General features: G+C 39.8%; 15 protein-coding genes. 14 read left to right on the top strand and 1 reads right to left on the bottom strand.

Annotated features, from left to right (window positions below):
* The first annotated feature begins 9 nt into the window (after positions 1 to 9).
* Together gatA and gatB are read left to right on the top strand one after the other, a co-directional pair.
* Positions 10 to 1470 (top strand): Asp-tRNA(Asn)/Glu-tRNA(Gln) amidotransferase subunit GatA, encoded by a 1461-nt coding sequence (gene gatA / locus Q0E03_RS05345; protein WP_297130099.1) that lies wholly within the window; start codon positions 10 to 12, stop codon positions 1468 to 1470.
* Between the two features lie 15 nt (positions 1471 to 1485).
* Positions 1486 to 2919 (top strand): Asp-tRNA(Asn)/Glu-tRNA(Gln) amidotransferase subunit GatB, encoded by a 1434-nt coding sequence (gene gatB, locus Q0E03_RS05340; RefSeq protein ID WP_297130097.1) that lies wholly within the window; start codon positions 1486 to 1488, stop codon positions 2917 to 2919.
* 71 nt (positions 2920 to 2990) lie between these two features.
* On the opposite strand, the gene Q0E03_RS05335 is transcribed toward gatB, so the two are convergent.
* Positions 2991 to 4397 (bottom strand): glycoside-pentoside-hexuronide (GPH):cation symporter, encoded by a 1407-nt coding sequence (locus Q0E03_RS05335; RefSeq protein WP_297130095.1) that lies wholly within the window; start codon positions 4395 to 4397, stop codon positions 2991 to 2993.
* A gap of 309 nt (positions 4398 to 4706) precedes the next feature.
* On the opposite strand from Q0E03_RS05335, the gene Q0E03_RS05330 reads away from it, so the two are divergent.
* From Q0E03_RS05330 to ftsZ, 12 genes are all read left to right on the top strand, one after another.
* On the top strand, positions 4707 to 5156 hold the full coding sequence (locus Q0E03_RS05330; protein WP_297130092.1) for a division/cell wall cluster transcriptional repressor MraZ: 450 nt from the start codon (positions 4707 to 4709) through the stop codon (positions 5154 to 5156).
* Between the two features lies 1 nt (position 5157).
* On the top strand, positions 5158 to 6072 hold the full coding sequence (gene rsmH, locus Q0E03_RS05325; RefSeq protein WP_297130090.1) for a 16S rRNA (cytosine(1402)-N(4))-methyltransferase RsmH: 915 nt from the start codon (positions 5158 to 5160) through the stop codon (positions 6070 to 6072).
* Between the two features lie 42 nt (positions 6073 to 6114).
* Positions 6115 to 6657: a hypothetical protein gene (locus tag Q0E03_RS05320; RefSeq protein WP_297130088.1), complete on the top strand. Its 543-nt coding sequence runs from the start codon at positions 6115 to 6117 to the stop codon at positions 6655 to 6657.
* A 108-nt stretch (positions 6658 to 6765) separates the two neighbouring features.
* Entirely contained in the window at positions 6766 to 8979 is a 2214-nt protein-coding gene (locus Q0E03_RS05315; RefSeq protein WP_297130086.1) for a penicillin-binding transpeptidase domain-containing protein, read from the top strand.
* Positions 8980 to 8999: 20 nt separating this feature from the next.
* Positions 9000 to 10439 carry a UDP-N-acetylmuramoyl-L-alanyl-D-glutamate--2,6-diaminopimelate ligase gene (locus Q0E03_RS05310; RefSeq protein WP_297130083.1) on the top strand — a complete coding sequence of 480 codons (1440 nt, stop codon included), beginning with the start codon at positions 9000 to 9002 and terminating at the stop codon, positions 10437 to 10439.
* Entirely contained in the window at positions 10439 to 11791 is a 1353-nt protein-coding gene (gene murF / locus Q0E03_RS05305) for a UDP-N-acetylmuramoyl-tripeptide--D-alanyl-D-alanine ligase (protein ID WP_297130080.1), read from the top strand. The genes Q0E03_RS05310 and murF overlap by 1 nt, the downstream gene beginning before the upstream one ends.
* Positions 11791 to 12834, top strand: a complete 1044-nt coding sequence (gene mraY, locus Q0E03_RS05300) for a phospho-N-acetylmuramoyl-pentapeptide-transferase (RefSeq protein ID WP_297130077.1) — start codon at positions 11791 to 11793, stop codon at positions 12832 to 12834. Before murF ends, mraY begins: the two co-directional genes overlap by 1 nt.
* A 30-nt stretch (positions 12835 to 12864) precedes the next feature.
* The gene (ftsW, locus tag Q0E03_RS05295; RefSeq protein ID WP_297130075.1) at positions 12865 to 14121 is read left to right on the top strand and encodes a putative lipid II flippase FtsW; all 1257 of its coding nucleotides are present in this window, start codon (positions 12865 to 12867) and stop codon (positions 14119 to 14121) included.
* Positions 14122 to 14131: 10 nt separating this feature from the next.
* A complete protein-coding gene (gene murG / locus Q0E03_RS05290) occupies positions 14132 to 15265 on the top strand; it encodes an undecaprenyldiphospho-muramoylpentapeptide beta-N-acetylglucosaminyltransferase (RefSeq protein ID WP_297130073.1) in 1134 nt (377 codons plus the stop codon).
* Between the two features lie 45 nt (positions 15266 to 15310).
* A complete protein-coding gene (murA, locus tag Q0E03_RS05285; protein WP_297130070.1) occupies positions 15311 to 16576 on the top strand; it encodes a UDP-N-acetylglucosamine 1-carboxyvinyltransferase in 1266 nt (421 codons plus the stop codon).
* Complete coding sequence (locus Q0E03_RS05280; RefSeq protein WP_297130068.1) at positions 16560 to 17540, top strand: cell division protein FtsQ/DivIB; 981 nt, start codon at positions 16560 to 16562, stop codon at positions 17538 to 17540. Before murA ends, Q0E03_RS05280 begins: the two co-directional genes overlap by 17 nt.
* A gap of 232 nt (positions 17541 to 17772) precedes the next feature.
* Complete coding sequence (gene ftsZ, locus Q0E03_RS05275) at positions 17773 to 18870, top strand: cell division protein FtsZ (protein WP_297130066.1); 1098 nt, start codon at positions 17773 to 17775, stop codon at positions 18868 to 18870.
* Positions 18871 to 19002 lie beyond the last annotated feature (132 nt).

The following is a 19002-nucleotide window of genomic DNA, read 5'->3' as shown; positions in this document are numbered from 1 at the left end:
GGGAATAGAATGGAAATTTATGAAATGACTGCCCTTCAGGTTGCAGAGAAAATTAAGAATAAAGAAATAACATCTATGGATGCGGTTGAAAGTGTTGCAAAGGCTATTGAGCAAAAGGACGGCACTTATAACTGCTATGTTTCACTCGACAAAGATTCTGCTTTACAGCAGGCTGAGCTTGTTCAAAAGAAGATTGATTCGGGCGAGGCTACATCATTGTTTGCAGGTGTTCCGATTGCTATCAAGGACAATATCTGCGAAAAAGGCAAGTTGACATCTTGCTCATCAAAGATTCTTTCAAACTTCAAGCCTCCGTATAACGCAACCGTTATCAACAAGCTCAATGATGCTGATCTGGTTCCTTTCGGTAAGGTTAATATGGACGAGTTTGCAATGGGCTCAACAACCGAAACATCATTCTATGGTGCAACAAAGAATCCTTGGGATGTAACAAGAGTTCCGGGCGGTTCATCAGGCGGTGCGGCAGCTTCTGTTGCCGCTGACGAAAGCCTTGTTGCTCTCGGTTCGGATACAGGCGGTTCAATTCGTCAGCCTGCATCATTCTGCGGTGTAACAGGTCTTAAACCGACCTATGGTGCTGTATCTCGTTACGGTCTTATTGCATACGCATCATCACTTGACCAAATCGGACCTCTCGGAAAAGATGTTCTTGATGTTGCAGGTGTTTTCAATGTAATCAAAGGCAAGGATGTCAAGGACGGCACTTCAATGGAAAGTGAAGTTTTTGACCTTGCCGATATAAAACTTGATAACCTCAAGGGTAAGAAAATCGGTATTCCAAACGATTACTTCGGTGAGGGTATCAATGCAGAGGTTGCGGCGAGTGTAAGAGCTGCCGCTGAGACTCTCAAAGACCTCGGTGCAGAGGTTGAAGTGTTTGATATGCCAATCGTAAAATACGCAATTCCTACTTATTATATTATAGCTTGTGCAGAGGCTTGCTCAAACCTTTCCCGTTTTGACGGCATCAAGTATGGCTATAAGTCAAAGGATGCGTTCAATCTGACTGATGTATACTTCAAATCCCGTTCTGAGGGCTTTGGTATGGAAGTTAAAAAACGTATTATGCTTGGCAACTTCGTGCTTTCATCAGGTTATTTTGATGCTTATTATAAGAAAGCGCTTCAGGCAAAGGGCCTTATTTGCAAGGCATTTAATGAAGCATTCCAAAAGTATGATTTTCTCCTCGGTCCTGTTGCTCCGACAACAGCGCTTAAAATGGGCGAAGGCCTTTCAGACCCACTTGCAATGTACCTTGGCGATATTTACACAGTAATGATTAATATCGCAGGCTTGCCGTCACTTGCACTTCCTTGCGGTTTTGATACAAATTCAATGCCAATCGGTATGCAACTTATCGGCAAACCGTTTGATGAAAAAACAATTCTTTCAGCCGGCTATGCTTATCAAAATGCAACCGACTGGCATAAAAGAAAACCAAATCTTTAATAGGAGGCAGTAAATATGGATTATATTACCGTTTGTGGTCTTGAAGTTCATACAGAGCTTGCCACTAAAACAAAGATTTTCTGCAACTGCACAACAGAATTCGGCGGAGAACCAAACACTCATGTTTGTGAGATTTGTTCCGGTATGCCGGGCACTCTCCCTGTTGTAAACAAGAGGGTTGTTGAATTTGCGGTTCGCACAGGTCTTGCACTCAACTGCGAGATTACACAGTATAATAAGTTTGACAGAAAAAACTACTTCTATCCCGATTTGCCAAAGGCTTATCAGATTTCACAACTTTATCTTCCGATTTGCAGAAATGGTTGGGTTGAGATTAACGACAGCGTAAACGGCGGCAAAAAGAAAGTCAGAATTCACGAAATTCATATGGAAGAGGACGCAGGAAAGCTTGTTCACGATGAGTGGACAGACAGCACTCTTGTAAACTATAACCGTTGTGGTGTGCCTCTTTTGGAAATTGTGTCTGAACCTGATATTGCAAGCGCCGATGAGGCGGTTGAATATGTTGAAAAGCTCCGTGCTATTCTTCAGTTCTGCGGTGTTTCGGACTGTAAGATGCAGGAGGGTTCACTCCGTGCCGATGTAAATGTGTCTGTTATGGAAAAAGGCGCAACTGAATTCGGCACAAGAACAGAGATGAAGAATATCAACTCGTTCAGAGGTATTCACAACGCCATCGAGGCGGAAACCGAGCGCCAAATCGAACTTATCGAGGACGGTGGCAAGGTCGTGCAGGAAACTCGCAGATGGGATGACAGCAAGGGCGTTTCCACTTCAATGAGAAGCAAGGAGGACGCACAGGACTATAAGTATTTCCCTGAGCCTGACCTTCCTCCGATTGAACTTTCGGATGAGTACATCGAGGGTATCAGAGCTTCACTTCCTGAACTCCCTGAAGCTAAAAAGGCAAGATATGTCAACGACTATTCTCTCACGGAATACGATGCAAACATTCTTTGCTCGGACAAGGCATATGCAAAATTGTTTGATAAGACGGTTGAGATTACAAAGAATCCAAAGGATTCGGCTCACTGGATTATGGGCGACCTTATGAAACTTATGAATGATACCCAGACCTTGCCTGAAAACATTTCTTTCAGAACAGAGAGTCTCGGCGAAATCATCAATCTTGTAAATTCAAACAAGGTTTCTCGTGAATCTGCAAGAAAGGTGCTCAAGGCTGTGTTTGAAGATGATGTAATTCCTGAGGAATATGTCAAGGCAAACAATATGGAAATGGTATCCGACACAGGTGCAATTCAGTCTGTTATTGAGGAAATCATCGCAAATAACGAAAAGGCTGTTGCAGAATATAAAGAGGGCAAGGACAAGTCCTTTAACTTCCTTGTCGGTCAGTCAATGAGAGCACTTAAGGGCAAAGCTCCGTCAAGCGAAGTAACAAGAATTCTCAAAGAATTGCTTGGTTAATTTTAAACCGAATAAAACAATAAAAGCGTATCGAATTTTCGATACGCTTTTTGTTATGCCGTTAAGTATTATTATTCGTTAGTTTCTGCTTCGCTTGCACGCTTTGTAACAATGTGGTCGTGTACTTGGTCTGCAAGGTCACCGTGGAGCTTGAATTTTGCAGTGAACACGATGAGTGAGAGCAAGATAAGTACAGGAGGAACGGCGAAACAAATGATGCCGATTCCTGCTTTTGTTGAATCGTTGATTTGCTTTGTTGCAGATGTGATTTGTTCATTGTAGTTCATAGCTGCCAAACCGCCAAACAAAACGAGAGTTTGAATGGTGTATGCCATCTTCTGCAAAAAGCCTTTCATAGAGAATGTGATTGATTCGTTTCTCTCGGCGTTTTTGAATTCACCGTAGTCAACAATGTCTGCAAGAAATACAGTCTGTCCAACAAACATTGCGGCAATACCTGTTGATGAAATGATGTATGCAATATCAAGTGCGATTGTGTTCTTGAGGATAGGACCAAAGATGTACATCAAAACATAACCGATGATGGTAGCAATGAGTGAAATTTGATAGATAACCTTTTTGTTGAACCATTTTGAGAGAATCGGAATAACCAAAAGACCGAGAACAGAACCGACTGCGCCGATTGTCTGGAACAATGATTGTGCCTTTGGATTGCCGAGTACATCTGTAAAGTAGTAAACAGCAGTTCCCGATGTCAAATACCAGCCGGCATTTGAAAGCATAGCAAATATCATAAATACAACAAGTTGGTCGTTGTTTTTAATAACAGAAAAGATTTTTTTGAATGAAAATTTTGTCTTTTCGCCGTAAACAACATTCTTTTCTTTTGTGGTGAATACGCAGATTGCGGAGAACAGTACAAGCATAATCGCAAGAATTCCTGCCCATCTTGAAAATCCTGTTGCGCTGTAACCCTTGTCGGTCTTTATGCCTGTTGAGAGCAAAGGCAAAATGATAGGGGAAGCAACTGTTACAATACCTTGACCCAAGCCAGAGAATGTTCTTGCAACTGTTGAAACAAGGTTTCTGTCTTTAGGGTCCGATGTGAAACTTGGAATCATACTCCAATACGGAATATCTGCCATTGTGTTTGTCATACCCCAAAGTACATACATAACACCGATGTAAACATAAAGAGCTGTTCCGCTCAATCCGAATTTTGTGAATAACAAGAACAAAACAACCGCGTTAGACATAGCGCCTATCAAAATCCACGGTCTGTATTTGCCGTGCTTGGTACGAGTGTTGTCAACAATCGTGCCCATCATAGGGTCGTTGATGCCGTCCCAAATTCTTGCAAGTGGGGTGAGGAGCAATAAAAATCCCTCTTTAAGACCCAAAACACTTGACAAATAGTAACTTAGAAATGAATAAAACATACCATAGCTTAGGTCAAGACCTATTGCACCTACTCCAAAGCCGATTTTTTCACCCCAGGTGGTTTTTCTTTCTTCCATACAAATCACCATAGCTTTCTTTTAGTTAATAGAATAAATCCATTATATCACATAAAAGTTGGTTTGGCAATTTGAAATATTGTAAAAAAGTATCAAATTGTAAAAAAATATCGTCAAAAATATGGTTATTTTATAAATGCAAAAATTATTTGCATTTATAGAAAAATACTCTTGACTTAGTCGTGAGATACTATTATAATGTAAATAAAGTGGGGCGTAACCCCATAGAGTGTATTGAGAAAACACTTTTATCCCTAAATTTAAAGAATTTGTGGGGAACACAACCGATTTTTGAGAGGAGAAAGCAAAATGGACAACTATTTGTATGGCTATCGTGTGCATAAGCTTGATGCAAAGAGCCGTATTGCCATCCCTTCTCATATGCGTTCCCGCCTCGGCGAGGAATTTGTTGCATCTCTCGGACTCGGTGATTTCATTTCGCTTTATCCGCAAGACCAATGGGAAGAACTTTTGAACAATGTTCAAAGCAGCAAACTTCCTACCGAAAAAAAGAAAAAGATTTCCATGTATCTTGTTTCGTCAGCAGATAAGGTGACCCTTGATTCACAGGGCAGACTCCTTATCGGTGAACGTCTAAAGGATAAGGTTGCACTTACAGGTGAAAAGGAAGCGGTTGTTTTCGGTAACATCAACCATATTGAAATTTGGAATAAAACTAAATTTGAAGATCAGGTTGCTTCTATCAGTCAGGAAGAGGTTATCGATATTATGGACGAGCTCAACGGTATAGGTATCTGATATGGAATTTGTACACAAGAGCGTATTGTTTGACGAATCTATTGATTCGCTCAATATTGACAGCACAAAAACAATAGTTGATGGTACGGCAGGCGGTGGCGGACATTCAAAAGCCATTGCCGCAAAAGCCGGCAGACTCATTGCGATTGACCAAGATCCCGATGCGATCAAGGTCCTTCACGAGCGTCTGGATGATTTGGGAAATGTCACTATTGTTCAAAATAATTTTTTTAATGTTGATCAAGTTTTGAAGGAGCTGAATGTGGCATCTATTGATGGTATGCTGCTTGATTTGGGAGTGAGCTCCTTCCAGCTTGATACAGCAGACAGAGGCTTTTCGTACCACAAGGACGCGCCGCTTGATATGCGTATGAGCAAATCGGGTATAAGCGCAAAAGATGTGGTAAACACTTACGGCGAAGAGGAACTTGCCAATATCTTGTTTAGATACGGTGAAGAGAAGTTCTCTCGCAGAATTGCAAAAAATATTGTTCTTTATAGGCAGGACAAACCTATTGAAACAACGGGCGAGCTTGTGGATATTATCAAAGCATCGTATCCAAAGGCAAAAATGCGTGATTCGCATCCGGCACGAAAAACATTTCAGGCATTGAGAATTGAAGTTAATGCCGAGCTGGATGTGCTTGACAAAACACTCGACAAGGCGATTGAATGTTTGGCTTCGGGAGGTAGACTTTCGGTTATAACTTTCCATTCGCTTGAGGACAGAATCGTTAAGGAGAAGTTCAACAAATGGGCTAATCCTTGTACTTGCCCAAAAGAATTTCCTGTTTGTGTTTGTGGCAAAAAACCACTTGGTAAACTTGTGTTTAAGTCAAAAGCTCCGACAGAAGCAGAACTTGTAGAAAATCCTAGAGCAAGGTCGTCAAGACTAAGATGCTTTGAAAAGTTTTAATTATAATTATTAATTACATTATATATAGCGGGGGTGGATATAGTGACAAATGCAAATGATTTTCGCAGATACTCATATCAAAACGATACATCGTATATGATTAGCGGCTTTAATCTTTCACGCACATCTGCTGCTCCTAAACGCAGAGAAGATGATTTGCCTGAGGAACAGAGAACGCTCAAGGTTCGCGAAAATGACAGCGTAAAGGCTTCAACACAAATCAAGCACGAACAAGCTTTGTGCACAAAAAAGGCAATGGCTCTTGTTTTGGTTGCAGCTATGATTATCGGCTTCGTTGGGTTAACTCTATATTCGTTTGCCGTAAAAAATGAATTGACAAGAAATATTTCATCGGTAAAAACAAGCATTTCAAACGCTCAAAGTGAAAATATCAGTTTGCAAAGCGAACTTGATACAATGGTTTCAATCAGTATGATTGATGATTATGCTGTCAATAAGCTTCATATGACAAAGATGAAATCTAATCAAATTCAGTATATGGATGTAAATCAGTTTAAACAAAAATATATGAAAGAAATAAATCAAAACAAAACTCTTGCCGAAAAGCAGTTGAGTAATAAATAAAATTTTACAGCGTACTATATAAGAGAGTCGGAATTTTCCTACTCTCTAAAATGCTTTTTTATAGGTGTGCAAAAAAACACGATTTTTGACAGGGATGAGGTGAAGATAATGGCAACCGATTTTAAAAAACAAGGATTTAAGCGAATTACCATACTGGCTGTTGTTATCGCCTTTCTTTTTACTCTCGATGCGTTCAGGGTTTTTTATATTTCCACAATCAAGGGTGAAGAATATTCCGCAAAAGCAGAAAGTCAGCAACTTTCCGATACCGAAATTGAGGCAAAACGCGGTTCAATTTTCGATAGTGACGGAAATGTTCTTGCTCAATCGGCAACAACATGGGATATTTTTCTCGATTCAAAAAATATCACAGACAAAAGCAGAGATAAGGTTGTGGAAGGTCTTGCCAAAATTCTGAAACTTGATGATGAAGGCAAGGCAGAACTTTTGGAAAAAAGTAAAAAAGACACCCATTATGTAATAATTGCCGAGCAGGTTGAAAATGATATAAAGGAAGAGATTACCGCTTTCAAAATTAAAAACAAATTTTCAAATATGATTGGTACTGAGCAAAACACAAAGCGTTATTATCCTTATGGCGAATTTGCATCAAACATTCTTGGCTTTACGGGTGATGATAATCAAGGTCTTTATGGCTTGGAATATTATTATGAGGATGAACTGAGAGGTACAAACGGCAGAATTATCACTGTTAAGGATGCTCAAAAACATAATCTTCCGACAGATTACGAAACTTCGATTGATGCAGTTGACGGCAATTCTCTTGTGCTTACGCTCAATCAAAATGTTCAGTATACACTTGAGAAAAATCTTTCTGCAACAATGAATGAATATAAAGCAAAGGGTGCATACGGCGTTGTTATGAATTGCAAAACGGGCGGCGTGCTTGCAATGGCTTCGCTTCCCGATTACGATTGTAACGAACCGTATAAGCTTACATATTCAAAAAATATCAAGGCGATTGAAAAAATAACCGATGAGGATGAAAAAATTGCCGCAAAATCCGAGGCAATTCAAAATCAGTGGAACAACTTTGTTACATCGAGTACATACGAGCCGGGTTCGGTATTTAAAACATTTATCGCCGCGGCGGCTCTTGAAGAAAATATTGTAAATCTCAATACAACCTATAATTGCACAGGCTCAATTCGTGTAAAAGATTACACTATGAGATGTCACTACCATCCGGGACATGGCATGGAAACATTTACTCAAGGTCTTGAGAATTCGTGCAACCCGTTTTTTATTACGGTTGGTCAAAAACTTGGGGTGCACAATTATTTCAAGTATTTTGAAGCATTCGGATTTACTCAAAAAACGGGAATCGACCTTCCGGGTGAGGCAGGCTCACAATATTATAAAGAAAATCAATATGGTATTGTTGAACTTTCATCCGCTTCTTTCGGTCAATCAAACAGTTTGACTCCTATTCAGCTTTGCACGGGACTTTGTGCATTGGCAAACGGCGGAACACTTTTGAAACCATATGTCGTTGACCATATTATTGATGCAAACGGCAACACAGTAAAGAAAACTCAGCCAACCGAGATTAGACGTGTTATCAGTAAGGACACATCTAAAAAGGTTATGGGAATGATGAAGTCTGTTGTTGACAACGGTACAGGTAAAAACGGTTATGTTGCAGGTTACCGTGTTGGCGGTAAAACAGGCACATCAACCAAACTTGCAGAGTCGACAAATGACAAAACAAAATATATCGTTTCGTTTGCAGCAATAGCTCCGTCAGATGATCCGCAAATTGCAATGATAATCATTATGGATGAGCCAAACCAAGATTTGGGCGGCGGTGCTCTTTGTGCCCCTATTGCCGCTCAGGTTGTAGAAACTTGTATGCAGGAAATGAACATCGAGCCTGAGTATGACGAAAAGGAAAGCAAAAATCTTTCTGTTTTCACACCAAATGTAATTGGCAAATCGGTCGGCGAGGCAAAATCGACACTTAATTCAAAGAATCTTAAATGCAAGGTTATCGGCGACGGAAAAAAGGTTGTTCGTCAATCACCTGCATCTTCATCAACAATTCCGACAAACGGCACGGTTGTTCTTTACACAACCGATGAAGAAAAACAAGTCGTTACCGTTCCGGATTTTTCGGGACTTACAATAAGCGAAGCCAATGCTTTGGCAAGCGAAAATAATTTGAATATTGAAATTAACGGTATTAATTTGTCGGCATCAAATGTTGTGGCTTATCGCCAGTCCACCGAAAAAGGTGCAAAGGTTTCTGCCGGCACGGTAATCACCGTATCGTTTAAGAATACAAACTCAGTTCTCGACTGATAATATATAGGAGTGAGAAAATGAAACTTTCACAGGTTTTAAAAGATGTAAAGGTAAAAAATGAATATAAGGATGTTGAAGTAAAGGATGTAACGGCCGATTCCCGTCAGGTCGAAGAAGGCTACCTTTTTGTTTGCATAAAGGGTGCATCGTTTGACGGCCATTCGGTTGCAGAGGAAATGCTCAAAAAAGGTGCAGTTGCAGTTGTGTGCGACCACGATTTGGGTCTTGCAAATCAGGTTATTGTTGATGATACACGCAAGGCTTATTCTCCTATATGTGCTTCGTTTTTCGGTAATCCTGCCGATAGTCTAAAACTTATAGGACTTACAGGCACAAACGGCAAAACAACCACAACATTTTTGATTAAGCAAATTCTTGAAAATGTCGGTAAAAAATGTGGTCTTATCGGCACGGTTCAAAATATGGTTGGTGATGAGATTTACCCTGCACACTACACCACACCTGATCCATACGAACTTCAGTCACTTTTCAGAAAAATGGTTGATGCAAGCTGTGAGTATTGCATTATGGAAGTTTCATCACAGGCTCTTGCTCAAGGCAGAGTAGAGGGAATACATTTCTATATCGGTGCATTCACAAATCTCACACAGGATCATCTCGATTATCACAAAACTTGGGAAAATTACTTTGAAGCAAAGAAGCTTTTATTCAAAGCTTGTGATATTGCCGTAACAAATATTGATGATAAGTACGGAATTAAAATTGTTGACGGTTGCGACTGCAAGGTTGTAACTTACGGTGTTGACAATATGAAAGCAGATTACACGGCAAGAAATGTTCGTTTTTCATCGGAAGGCGTAAAATACGACCTCATCGGCGAAAAAATCGGCAGAGTTAATTGTCCTATTCCGGGCAGATTCAGTGTGTATAATTCACTTTGTGCAACATCTGTGGCACTCACGCTCGGAGTTGATTTTACAGACGTGCTTGAAGCAATAAGCAAATCAAACGGTGTAAAAGGCAGAATTGAAGTTGTGCCAACACCAAATCAGGATTATACTGTTATTATTGACTATGCTCATTCACCTGACGGGCTTGAAAATATTATTTCATCCTTAAAGGAAATCGCAAAGGGCAGAGTTGTTACGGTCTTTGGTTGCGGCGGTGACAGAGATAAAACCAAGCGTCCAAAGATGGGTAAAATCGCAGCTGACTTGTCTGATTTCTGCGTTGTAACTTCCGATAACCCAAGAAGCGAAAATCCAAGCGACATTATCAAAGACATTCTTGAGGGAATGAAGGACAGCAAAACTCCTTATGAGGTTGTTGAAAATAGAAAAGAAGCTATTGCGTGGGCAATGAAAAATGCGAAAAAGGATGATATAATTCTCCTTGCCGGCAAAGGACACGAAACATACCAAATTCTCCCGACAGGCACAATTCATTTTGACGAAAGAGAAGTTGTTGCAGAGGTTTTAGAGGAACTTAACAAATAATGGAAAAACTGAAATTATCAGAAATTGCACCGTATTTGGGTGCAACATATAACAAAGATGCCGAATTTGATTCGGTGTGCATAGATACAAGAAAAATCACAAAGGGTTGCCTTTTTATATGTATTAAGGGTGAACGCTTTGACGCTCATCAATTCGCAGACGAGGCACTTTCACTCGGAGCATCTGCCGTGATGATTCATTCCGATATCGAGCCGAACGGTGCATATATCAAGGTTGCCGATACATCAAAGGCTATGCTCAGCCTTTCGGGATATTATCGTTCAAAGTTTGACATTCCTGTAATCGGTTTGACAGGCTCGGTCGGCAAAACAACAACAAAGGAGTTCACTCACCTTGTTGTGTCGGCAAAGTATAATGCAATCAAAACTCTTGGAAATCTCAATAACGAAATCGGCGTTCCTCAAATGTTGTTCCAAATTGACAACAGCATCGAGGCAGCGGTTATAGAAATGGGTATGAACCATTTTGGCGAAATCTCTCGACTTGTCAATGAGGTTAAGCCGACAATCGGACTTATTACAAATGTCGGAGTTTCGCATATTGAAAATCTTGGCTCTCGTGAGGGAATTCTAAAGGCGAAGCTTGAACTTTGCGAGGGACTTGCAGAGGGTGCACCTCTCATTTTGAACGGCGACAATGATATGCTTCAATCCGTAAAGGATGAACACCATAAGGTTGTTTTTTACGGAATTAAAAACGGTGAATTCAAGGCGGAAAACATTGTTGAAGCAGATAATTCAACATCATTTGATGTTGCATATTACGGCAAAAAACAGCATATTTCTATTCCGACAATCGGAATACATAATGTGTACAATGCTCTTGCGGCTTTTACTGTTGGATATTTTCTTGATATAGACGCTCAACAATCGGCAGATGCTCTTGCAAATTATGTTCCTGCAGGTATGCGCCAAAAGGTTGTTGACATTGACGGCATAACGTCAATCGAAGATTGCTACAATGCTTCTCCGGATTCAATGCGTGCCGCACTTAAAACTTTGAGCGATATAAAAGGTAATAAAAAAATTGCTGTCTTGGGTGATATGCTTGAACTTGGCAATTATTCCGAAATCGCTCATACCGATGTTGGCAAGGCGGTTGCCGAAAATAAAATTGATTATCTTCTTGCTTTTGGCGATGATGCAAAGTTTTATGTTGACGGTGCAAAGCAAGGCGGAGCAGGAAACGCATTTTTGTTTGATGATAAAGAAAAATTGTCGGAAATGCTTTTGAGTATAGCGAAAAAAGGCGACGCTGTTTTATTCAAAGGTTCAAGAGGTATGAAACTTGAGGATGTAATAAATACTGTATATAAAGGATGGAGAAAATAATGAGCATTACTGTTGCATATATTATAACCGCTGTTATAGCCTTTGGCGTTACAGCCGGATTGGGTTTTGTAATCATTCCGTGGCTTCGTAAATTAAAATTCGGTCAAACCATTTTGGACATCGGTCCTTCTTGGCACAAGTCAAAGCAAGGCACTCCAAATATGGGTGGTTTGATGTTTATCATCGGTATTATCGTTGCATTTGTTATCGGTGCAGTTTCGTTCACTCTTGCAGGCGGTAAACTTGAAAGCGACTATGCTTCTGTTCTTGTCGGCAGAGATAAGGTGCTTATCATCGCAGGTCTTTGCTTGGCATTTGGCTGCGGTGTTATCGGATTTACCGATGATTTCATCAAAATTAAGCTCAAAAGAAATGAGGGCTTAACTGCAAAGCAAAAGTCATTCGGTCAGGTCGTTATGGCACTCGGTTATACAGCAACTCTTTGGCTTTCGCACAATACAGTTTGGTATTTGCCTTTTATCGGTAATGTAAATTTTGAAAAGAATTTCATCACAGGCGTTGTTTTTTGGCTTGTTTCGATTTTCATCATCGTTGGTTGTGTAAACAGTGTAAACCTCACTGACGGTATTGACGGTCTTTGCTCAAGCGTAACATTTACGGTTGCAATCACATTTATTATTGCTTCGGTAATGCTCAAATTTGCAGGACTTGGCATTATTTCATCTGCACTTTTGGGTGGAGTTTTGGGCTTTCTTTGCTGGAACTGGAACCCGGCAAAAACATTTATGGGCGACACAGGCTCGCTTTTCCTCGGCGGACTTGTAACTGCACTTGGTTTTGCAATCAAATGCCCGCTTTTGCTTGTGCTCATCGGTCTTGTTTATGTTGGCGAAACTATGAGTGATATTATTCAAATCGGATATTTCAAAATAACTCACGGCAAGCGTATTTTCAAAATGGCACCTATTCATCACCATTTTGAGATGTGCGGATGGAAAGAAAAGAAAATCTGTGTTGTATTTTCAATCGTAAATGCAGTTGGATGTGCAATCGCACTTGTGCTTATGTATTTTGGTCAGTAATCAGTAAAAAATCTGCGAAAGGAGTCAATTATGGCAGGAAGAGATTTAGAGCCTCCACGCCGTTCTTCAAGACAAAATGAAAACTTTGAAGAACAGCCAAGGCGAAAAAAATCAAAAAAGCAACCTAAAAATCCGTTTGATAAAAATTCGGGCTTGTCATTTTTTGTTGCTAACGGCGGCTTTGATTTGCCGTTTTTTGCCGCAACACTTGCCCTTGTAACAATCGGGCTTATAATGTTGTTTTCGGCAACATATCCCTATGCACTTCAAAACGAAGGTGACTCCTATTATTATTTTAAACGTCAGCTCATTTTTGCTGTTGCAGGCGTAATTTTGATGTTGCTTGTGTCAAAATTGAACTATAAGTTCCTTAAAGTAATAGAAAAACCACTTTACGGAATTGCTGTTTTTTTGCTTGTCCTTGTTTTGTTTTATCATGTTGATATAGTACGAAACGGAGAGGAATTCAAGCGTTGGATACCGTTAGGCCCGATTACAGTTCAGCCGTCAGATATTGCAAAATTTGCACTGATACTTGTGCTGGCAGGTTATATAAGTAAAAATTACAGAAAAATGAAGAATTTTAAAGAGGGAGTTTTGTTTCCGGCTCTCTTGATTGGCACTTGTTGTGTGCTGATTTATATGGAAAACCATCTTTCGTGTACACTGCTTGTATTCATGATTGGTCTTGCACTGATGTTCTGCGGTGGCACTCGATGGGAATATTATGTTGCGGGATTATGCTTTGTTGCAGTCGTTGCAATTATCGTAATAAAAAATCCGGATGTTCTTCCGGGATATCAGGGAAATCGTATCAGAGCGTGGACAGATAAAGCTTTTGAACCACGCGGACTGAGATGGCAAACCAACAATTCACTGTATGCTATTGGTTCAGGTGGATTTTGGGGAGTAGGATTGGGCAATTCAAAACAGAAATATCTTTATGTTTCCGAGCCGCAAAACGACTTTATTTTTGCAGTTGTGTGCGAAGAACTCGGCTTCGTTGGTGCAACTTTAATCATTGGACTTTTCGGAATTCTTTTTTGGAGAGGCGTCAAAATTGCCCAGAGATGCGAAGATAGATTTTCTTCACTTGTTGTAATCGGAATTGTTGCGCAGGTTGCAATTCAAACAATTTTTAACATTCTTGTTGTAACCGATACAATTCCAAACACAGGTATTGCATTGCCGTTTTTCTCATACGGCGGTACATCATTGCTTATGCTTTGCTTTGAAATGGGCGTTGTTTTGTCGATTTCTCGTAAGGTAAATACTAAAAATTATTGAGGTAGAAATTATGAAGCTTTTATTTGCAACCGGAGGCACTGCGGGTCATATAAATCCTGCACTTGCCGTTGCATCATATATCAAAGAACAACATCCTGATTGCGAAATTATGTTTATCGGTACTGCTGACCATATGGAATCAAGACTTGTACCGAATGCGGGATTTGAGTTTAAAACTATCGACATCAATGGCTTTAAGCGTTCTTTTTCACCAAAAGCTATTGTTGAAAATGTAAAAACCGTCGGCAAGCTTTTGAAGTCTGAAAAAGAATCAAAAAACATCATCAAGGATTTTCAACCGGATGTAGTTATAGGTTTTGGCGGTTATGTTTCAGGTCCTGTTCTCGATGAGGCTGCAAAGCTTCATATTCCGACTTGTATTCACGAGCAAAATGCTTTTCCAGGTATCACTAATAAACAACTTGCAAAAAAAGTGGACAAGGTTATGCTTACCGTTGAGGACGCAGCAAATCATATGGAAGCTAAGTGTGATGTTGTAATCACAGGACTTCCTGTAAGAGGCGAACTGCTTAAAAAATCAAAGTTTGAGGCAAGAATCGAACTGGGTATTGCAGACGATAAGCCTCTTGTTTTGTCGTTTGGCGGTTCACTCGGTGCAGCTCCGCTGAATGAAGCAATGTTTGATATCATCCTTGAAGATGCCGAAAAGAATGACGTTTATCATATTCATTCAGTAGGCACAAACGGCAAGGAATATCTTGAAAAATTTGAAGCAAACGGCTTTACAAAAAGAGCCGAAAATATATATTATAAAGGCAACGCAGAAGTTAGACTTTACATTGACAATATGGACACTTGTATGGCTGCCGCTGATTTAGTAATCGGAAGAGCAGGTGCTTCATCTTTGTCCGAAATTGAGGCAATGGGCAAAGCGTCAATCCTTATTCCATCTCCGTATGTTGCCGAAAATCATCAGTTCCACAACGCAATGGCTCTTGTAAATCGCAATGCGGCAAGAATTTTGCGTGAAAAGGATTTGACAACAGACTCACTCAAATCACTAATGAATGAACTTATAAGTGATAAAGCAGAACTTGCGGATATAGAAAAGAATGCAAAGTCTATGGCAATTCTTGATTCTCGTGAAAGAATTGCCGATATTATTCTTTCTCTTGCGAAATAATTAACATTTTGCTTGAATAGTTCATAAACTGCCATAGGTGGTTTTATGAAATATTTGCAAATTCAAGGCGGGAAAAAATTAGATGGCACTATTTCTGTTCACGGTGCAAAAAACGGTGTACTTCCGCTTCTTTCAGCCTGTATTCTTGTTGACGGAATTACGGTTTTACATAATTGCCCACGTCTTTCGGATGTTGAAGTAACCGTAAATATTTTACGCTATCTCGGAGCAAGGGTCACACGAAATGATGACACGCTTATCGTTGATGCGTCAAATATTATTCGCAATAACATCCTTGAGGAATATATGAAAGAACTTCGCTCATCGATTATTTTCTTAGGCGCACTTGCTTCAAGAACGGGTGATGCGTGCTTATATCTTCCGGGTGGTTGCGAAATCGGACTTCGCCCTATTGATTTGCATCTTAAAGGTCTAAAAGCACTTGGATACCGTGTCTATACCGATGGACATAATGTGTGCGCCTCAAAAAATAACGTTAAAGGCGCAGAGATTGTTTTGCCGTTTCCAAGTGTTGGTGCAACAGAAAATATCATTCTTGCATCGGTTTTAACACCGGGAACAACAACCATTGTCAATGCGGCAAGAGAACCGGAGATAGCGGATTTGGTTCTGTTCCTTAATAAAGCAGGTGCAAAAATCTCAGGTATTTCAACACCGACTATTGTTGTCGAGGGCGTCAAATCGCTTCATAGTACAGAGCATACAGTTATTCCTGACAGGATTTTGGCAACAACGCTGATGTCTGCTTGTGCTGTTACAGGCGGAAGCATTGAACTTAATGATTTGCGGGTTGAGCATATTATGCCGACAATCCCCGTTTTTGATGAGATGGGTTGTACGGTTATGACAGGTAAAAACTCGGTGTTCATCAAAGCTCCGCCACGACTTAAAAGAGTTAAAAAAATAGAAACTATGGCATATCCTGGTTTTCCGACTGATTGTCAAGCACCTGTTATGGCTGCACTTTCTGTTGCCAAGGGAACTTCTATTATTAAGGAAACAATTTTTGAAAATAGATATAAGCATACCGAGCAACTGAATTTGTTTGGCACGGATATATCTGTAAATGACAGGATAGCCGTTGTAAACGGTGTAAAAAATATTCATTCGGCAGATGTAAGATGTACGGATTTGCGAGGCGGTGCTGCGGTCGTTATTGCGGCATTGAAGGCAGAGGGAACATCAACTGTCAGGGATATTTATCATATTGACAGAGGGTACGAATGTATCGAAAATCAGCTTTCAACTCTTGGAGCTGATGTAAAGAGGTTGTATGATGAAAAAGAATAATATACCAAAAAAAGAAAATAATGATGCAATGAAGCCGCTCAATGATGAACTTGGCTTCTTTGACCTTGAACCTCCAAAGATTTATCGTGAGGGTCAGCAACGTTCAAATCAACCAAAGCAAGAAACCTATCAGAAAAAAACAGTAAACAAAAAGAAAAAAACACTTCCAAAGAAAAAAGGTGTTCAAAAGGCAGAACAAGGCGTCAATGTAAAGAAAAAGCGTAAACTGAAAAAGAAATTCAGAATTGCGTTTACAGCCATCGGATTAGTTTTGCTTATTGCCGTTGTGGTTACCGTTTTGAGTTTAAGTGTGTTCTTTAAAATTGACACCATCAAGGTAAACGGGGCAAAGAAATATACTTCTCAGCAGATTACTGCAGTTTTGCCTATCGAGAAAGAAAAAAATCTTTTTACTATCGACAAAAAAGGTGCAACGCAAAAGTTACAAGAAAATTTACCTTATGTTTATAGTGCAGAGATTACTCGAAAACTTCCGTCAACTGTTGTTGTAAATATAACTGAACCTGAATATGTTTATTATGTAAAGAATAGTAATAACACTTATACTTATTTTGACAACAACTTTAAAATTCTCGAAGCTAATGTTAAAGCAGTGCCAAAAAAAGGGATTGAAGTAAAAAAGATAGCGTTTGAAAATGCCGTTCCGGGCAAAGTAGCTGAATTAACAAACAAAGAACTCGTAGGAGATCTTCAAAAAATAATGCAAACAATAGCTGATTTAAAGCTAAAAAAGATTACGGCAGTATATTCCGAAAGCCTTGTCAGCAACTATGTTGTTTATGATAATCGTATAACGATAAAAATCGGTGAAACAAACGGTATACAAGATAAGATCTTTACAGCTTTAACAGCTATAGAAAAGCTAAATGACAGCAATCCGGGTGCAGAGGGCACTTTGACAGCAACAAATAGCAAGCAAATTTACTTTACAGAGAAAAAATGATTAAATCTTAAAAATTCTGCTGTAAAGTTAAAAACTTACATCACAACTTACAAATTGTATAATTTATGCACTTTGCACAACAATATCAGGTATAAATTTATAAAGGTTGGAAAAAATATTTAGATTATTTTTTAAAAAGTATTGCAAAGTAGTTACAAAACTGTTACAATAACAGTTGTGAAGCACTAAAAAGGTGTTGTACCGAAAAAATAAAGATAAGGAGAATAAAAAAATGGGTAGATATGAAATCGATACTGACGACAACAAGGTTGTTTCAATAAAAGTAATTGGCGTAGGTGGCGGCGGCGGAAACGCTGTAAATCGTATGGTTAAGTGCGGAGTTAAGGACGTAGAGTTCGTAGCAATCAACTCTGATAAGCCTGCTCTTGACAAGTCATCTGCTACACATAAAATTCTCATCGGCGAAAAGGCTACAAAGGGTCGTGGAGCCGGTGCAAGACCTGAGGTTGGTCTCAAGGCAGCAGAGGAATCAAAGGAAGCATTGACAGATGTTCTTTCAGGTTGCGAAATGGTGTTCGTAACAGCCGGAATGGGCGGCGGAACAGGTACAGGTGCGGCTCCTGTTGTTGCAAAACTCGCTAAGGAAATGGGTATCCTTACCGTTGGTGTTGTTACAACTCCATTTGGTTTTGAGGGTAAGCGTCGTATGCAACAGGCTCAAGACGGTATCAATGAGCTTGCTTCAAATGTTGACTCTTTGATGGTTATTCCAAACGAAAACCTCAAACTTGTTTCTAAGGAAAAGATTACTCTTCTCAATGCATTTGAAATTGCAAATGACGTTCTTCGTCAGGGTGTACAGAGTATTTCAGATCTTGTTAATGCAACAGGTCTTGTAAACTGCGACTTTGCAGACGTTACAGAAATTATGAAGGATGCCGGCTACGCACATATGGGCGTTGGTCACGGCAAGGGCAAGGACAAGGCAGAAATGGCAGCTCAGCAAGCTATTTCTTCACCTCTTCTTCAAACATCTATCGATGGTGCTCGCGGTGTTCTTCTTAACATCACTTGTTCAACAGATATCGGACTTGAAGAAATCGATGCTGCATCTAATGTTGTTATGGAAGCAGTTCATCCTGATTGTGAAATCATCTGGGGTGCAAACTTCGATGAGGATCTTGAGGACGAAATGATTATCACTGTTATCGCTACTCGCTTCGGTGAGGACGGTCCGGGTGCTCCAATCAAGTCAACAACAGCTTCAAAGCCTGTAGCACCTCCAACAGAGATTCCTGCAGCTCCTGCAAGCTTTACTTCAAATGATGATGATTCATTCAACGACATTGTTTCATTTTTCAAAAAATAATTAATATAATATAAAGGACTGTTCGCTTTTGAACGGTCCTTTTTGTTTTGTAAAGCAATTTTACTTTTCGATTTGTATATTTGAAAAGTGGAAATTACTGTTTGGAGAATTCAATTTATGTCGCTGTAAAAG

This window comes from uncultured Eubacterium sp., assembly GCF_934525195.1.
Lineage (GTDB): Bacteria > Bacillota > Clostridia > Oscillospirales > Acutalibacteraceae > Eubacterium_R.
This window is presented reverse-complemented; position numbering and strand designations above follow the sequence as displayed.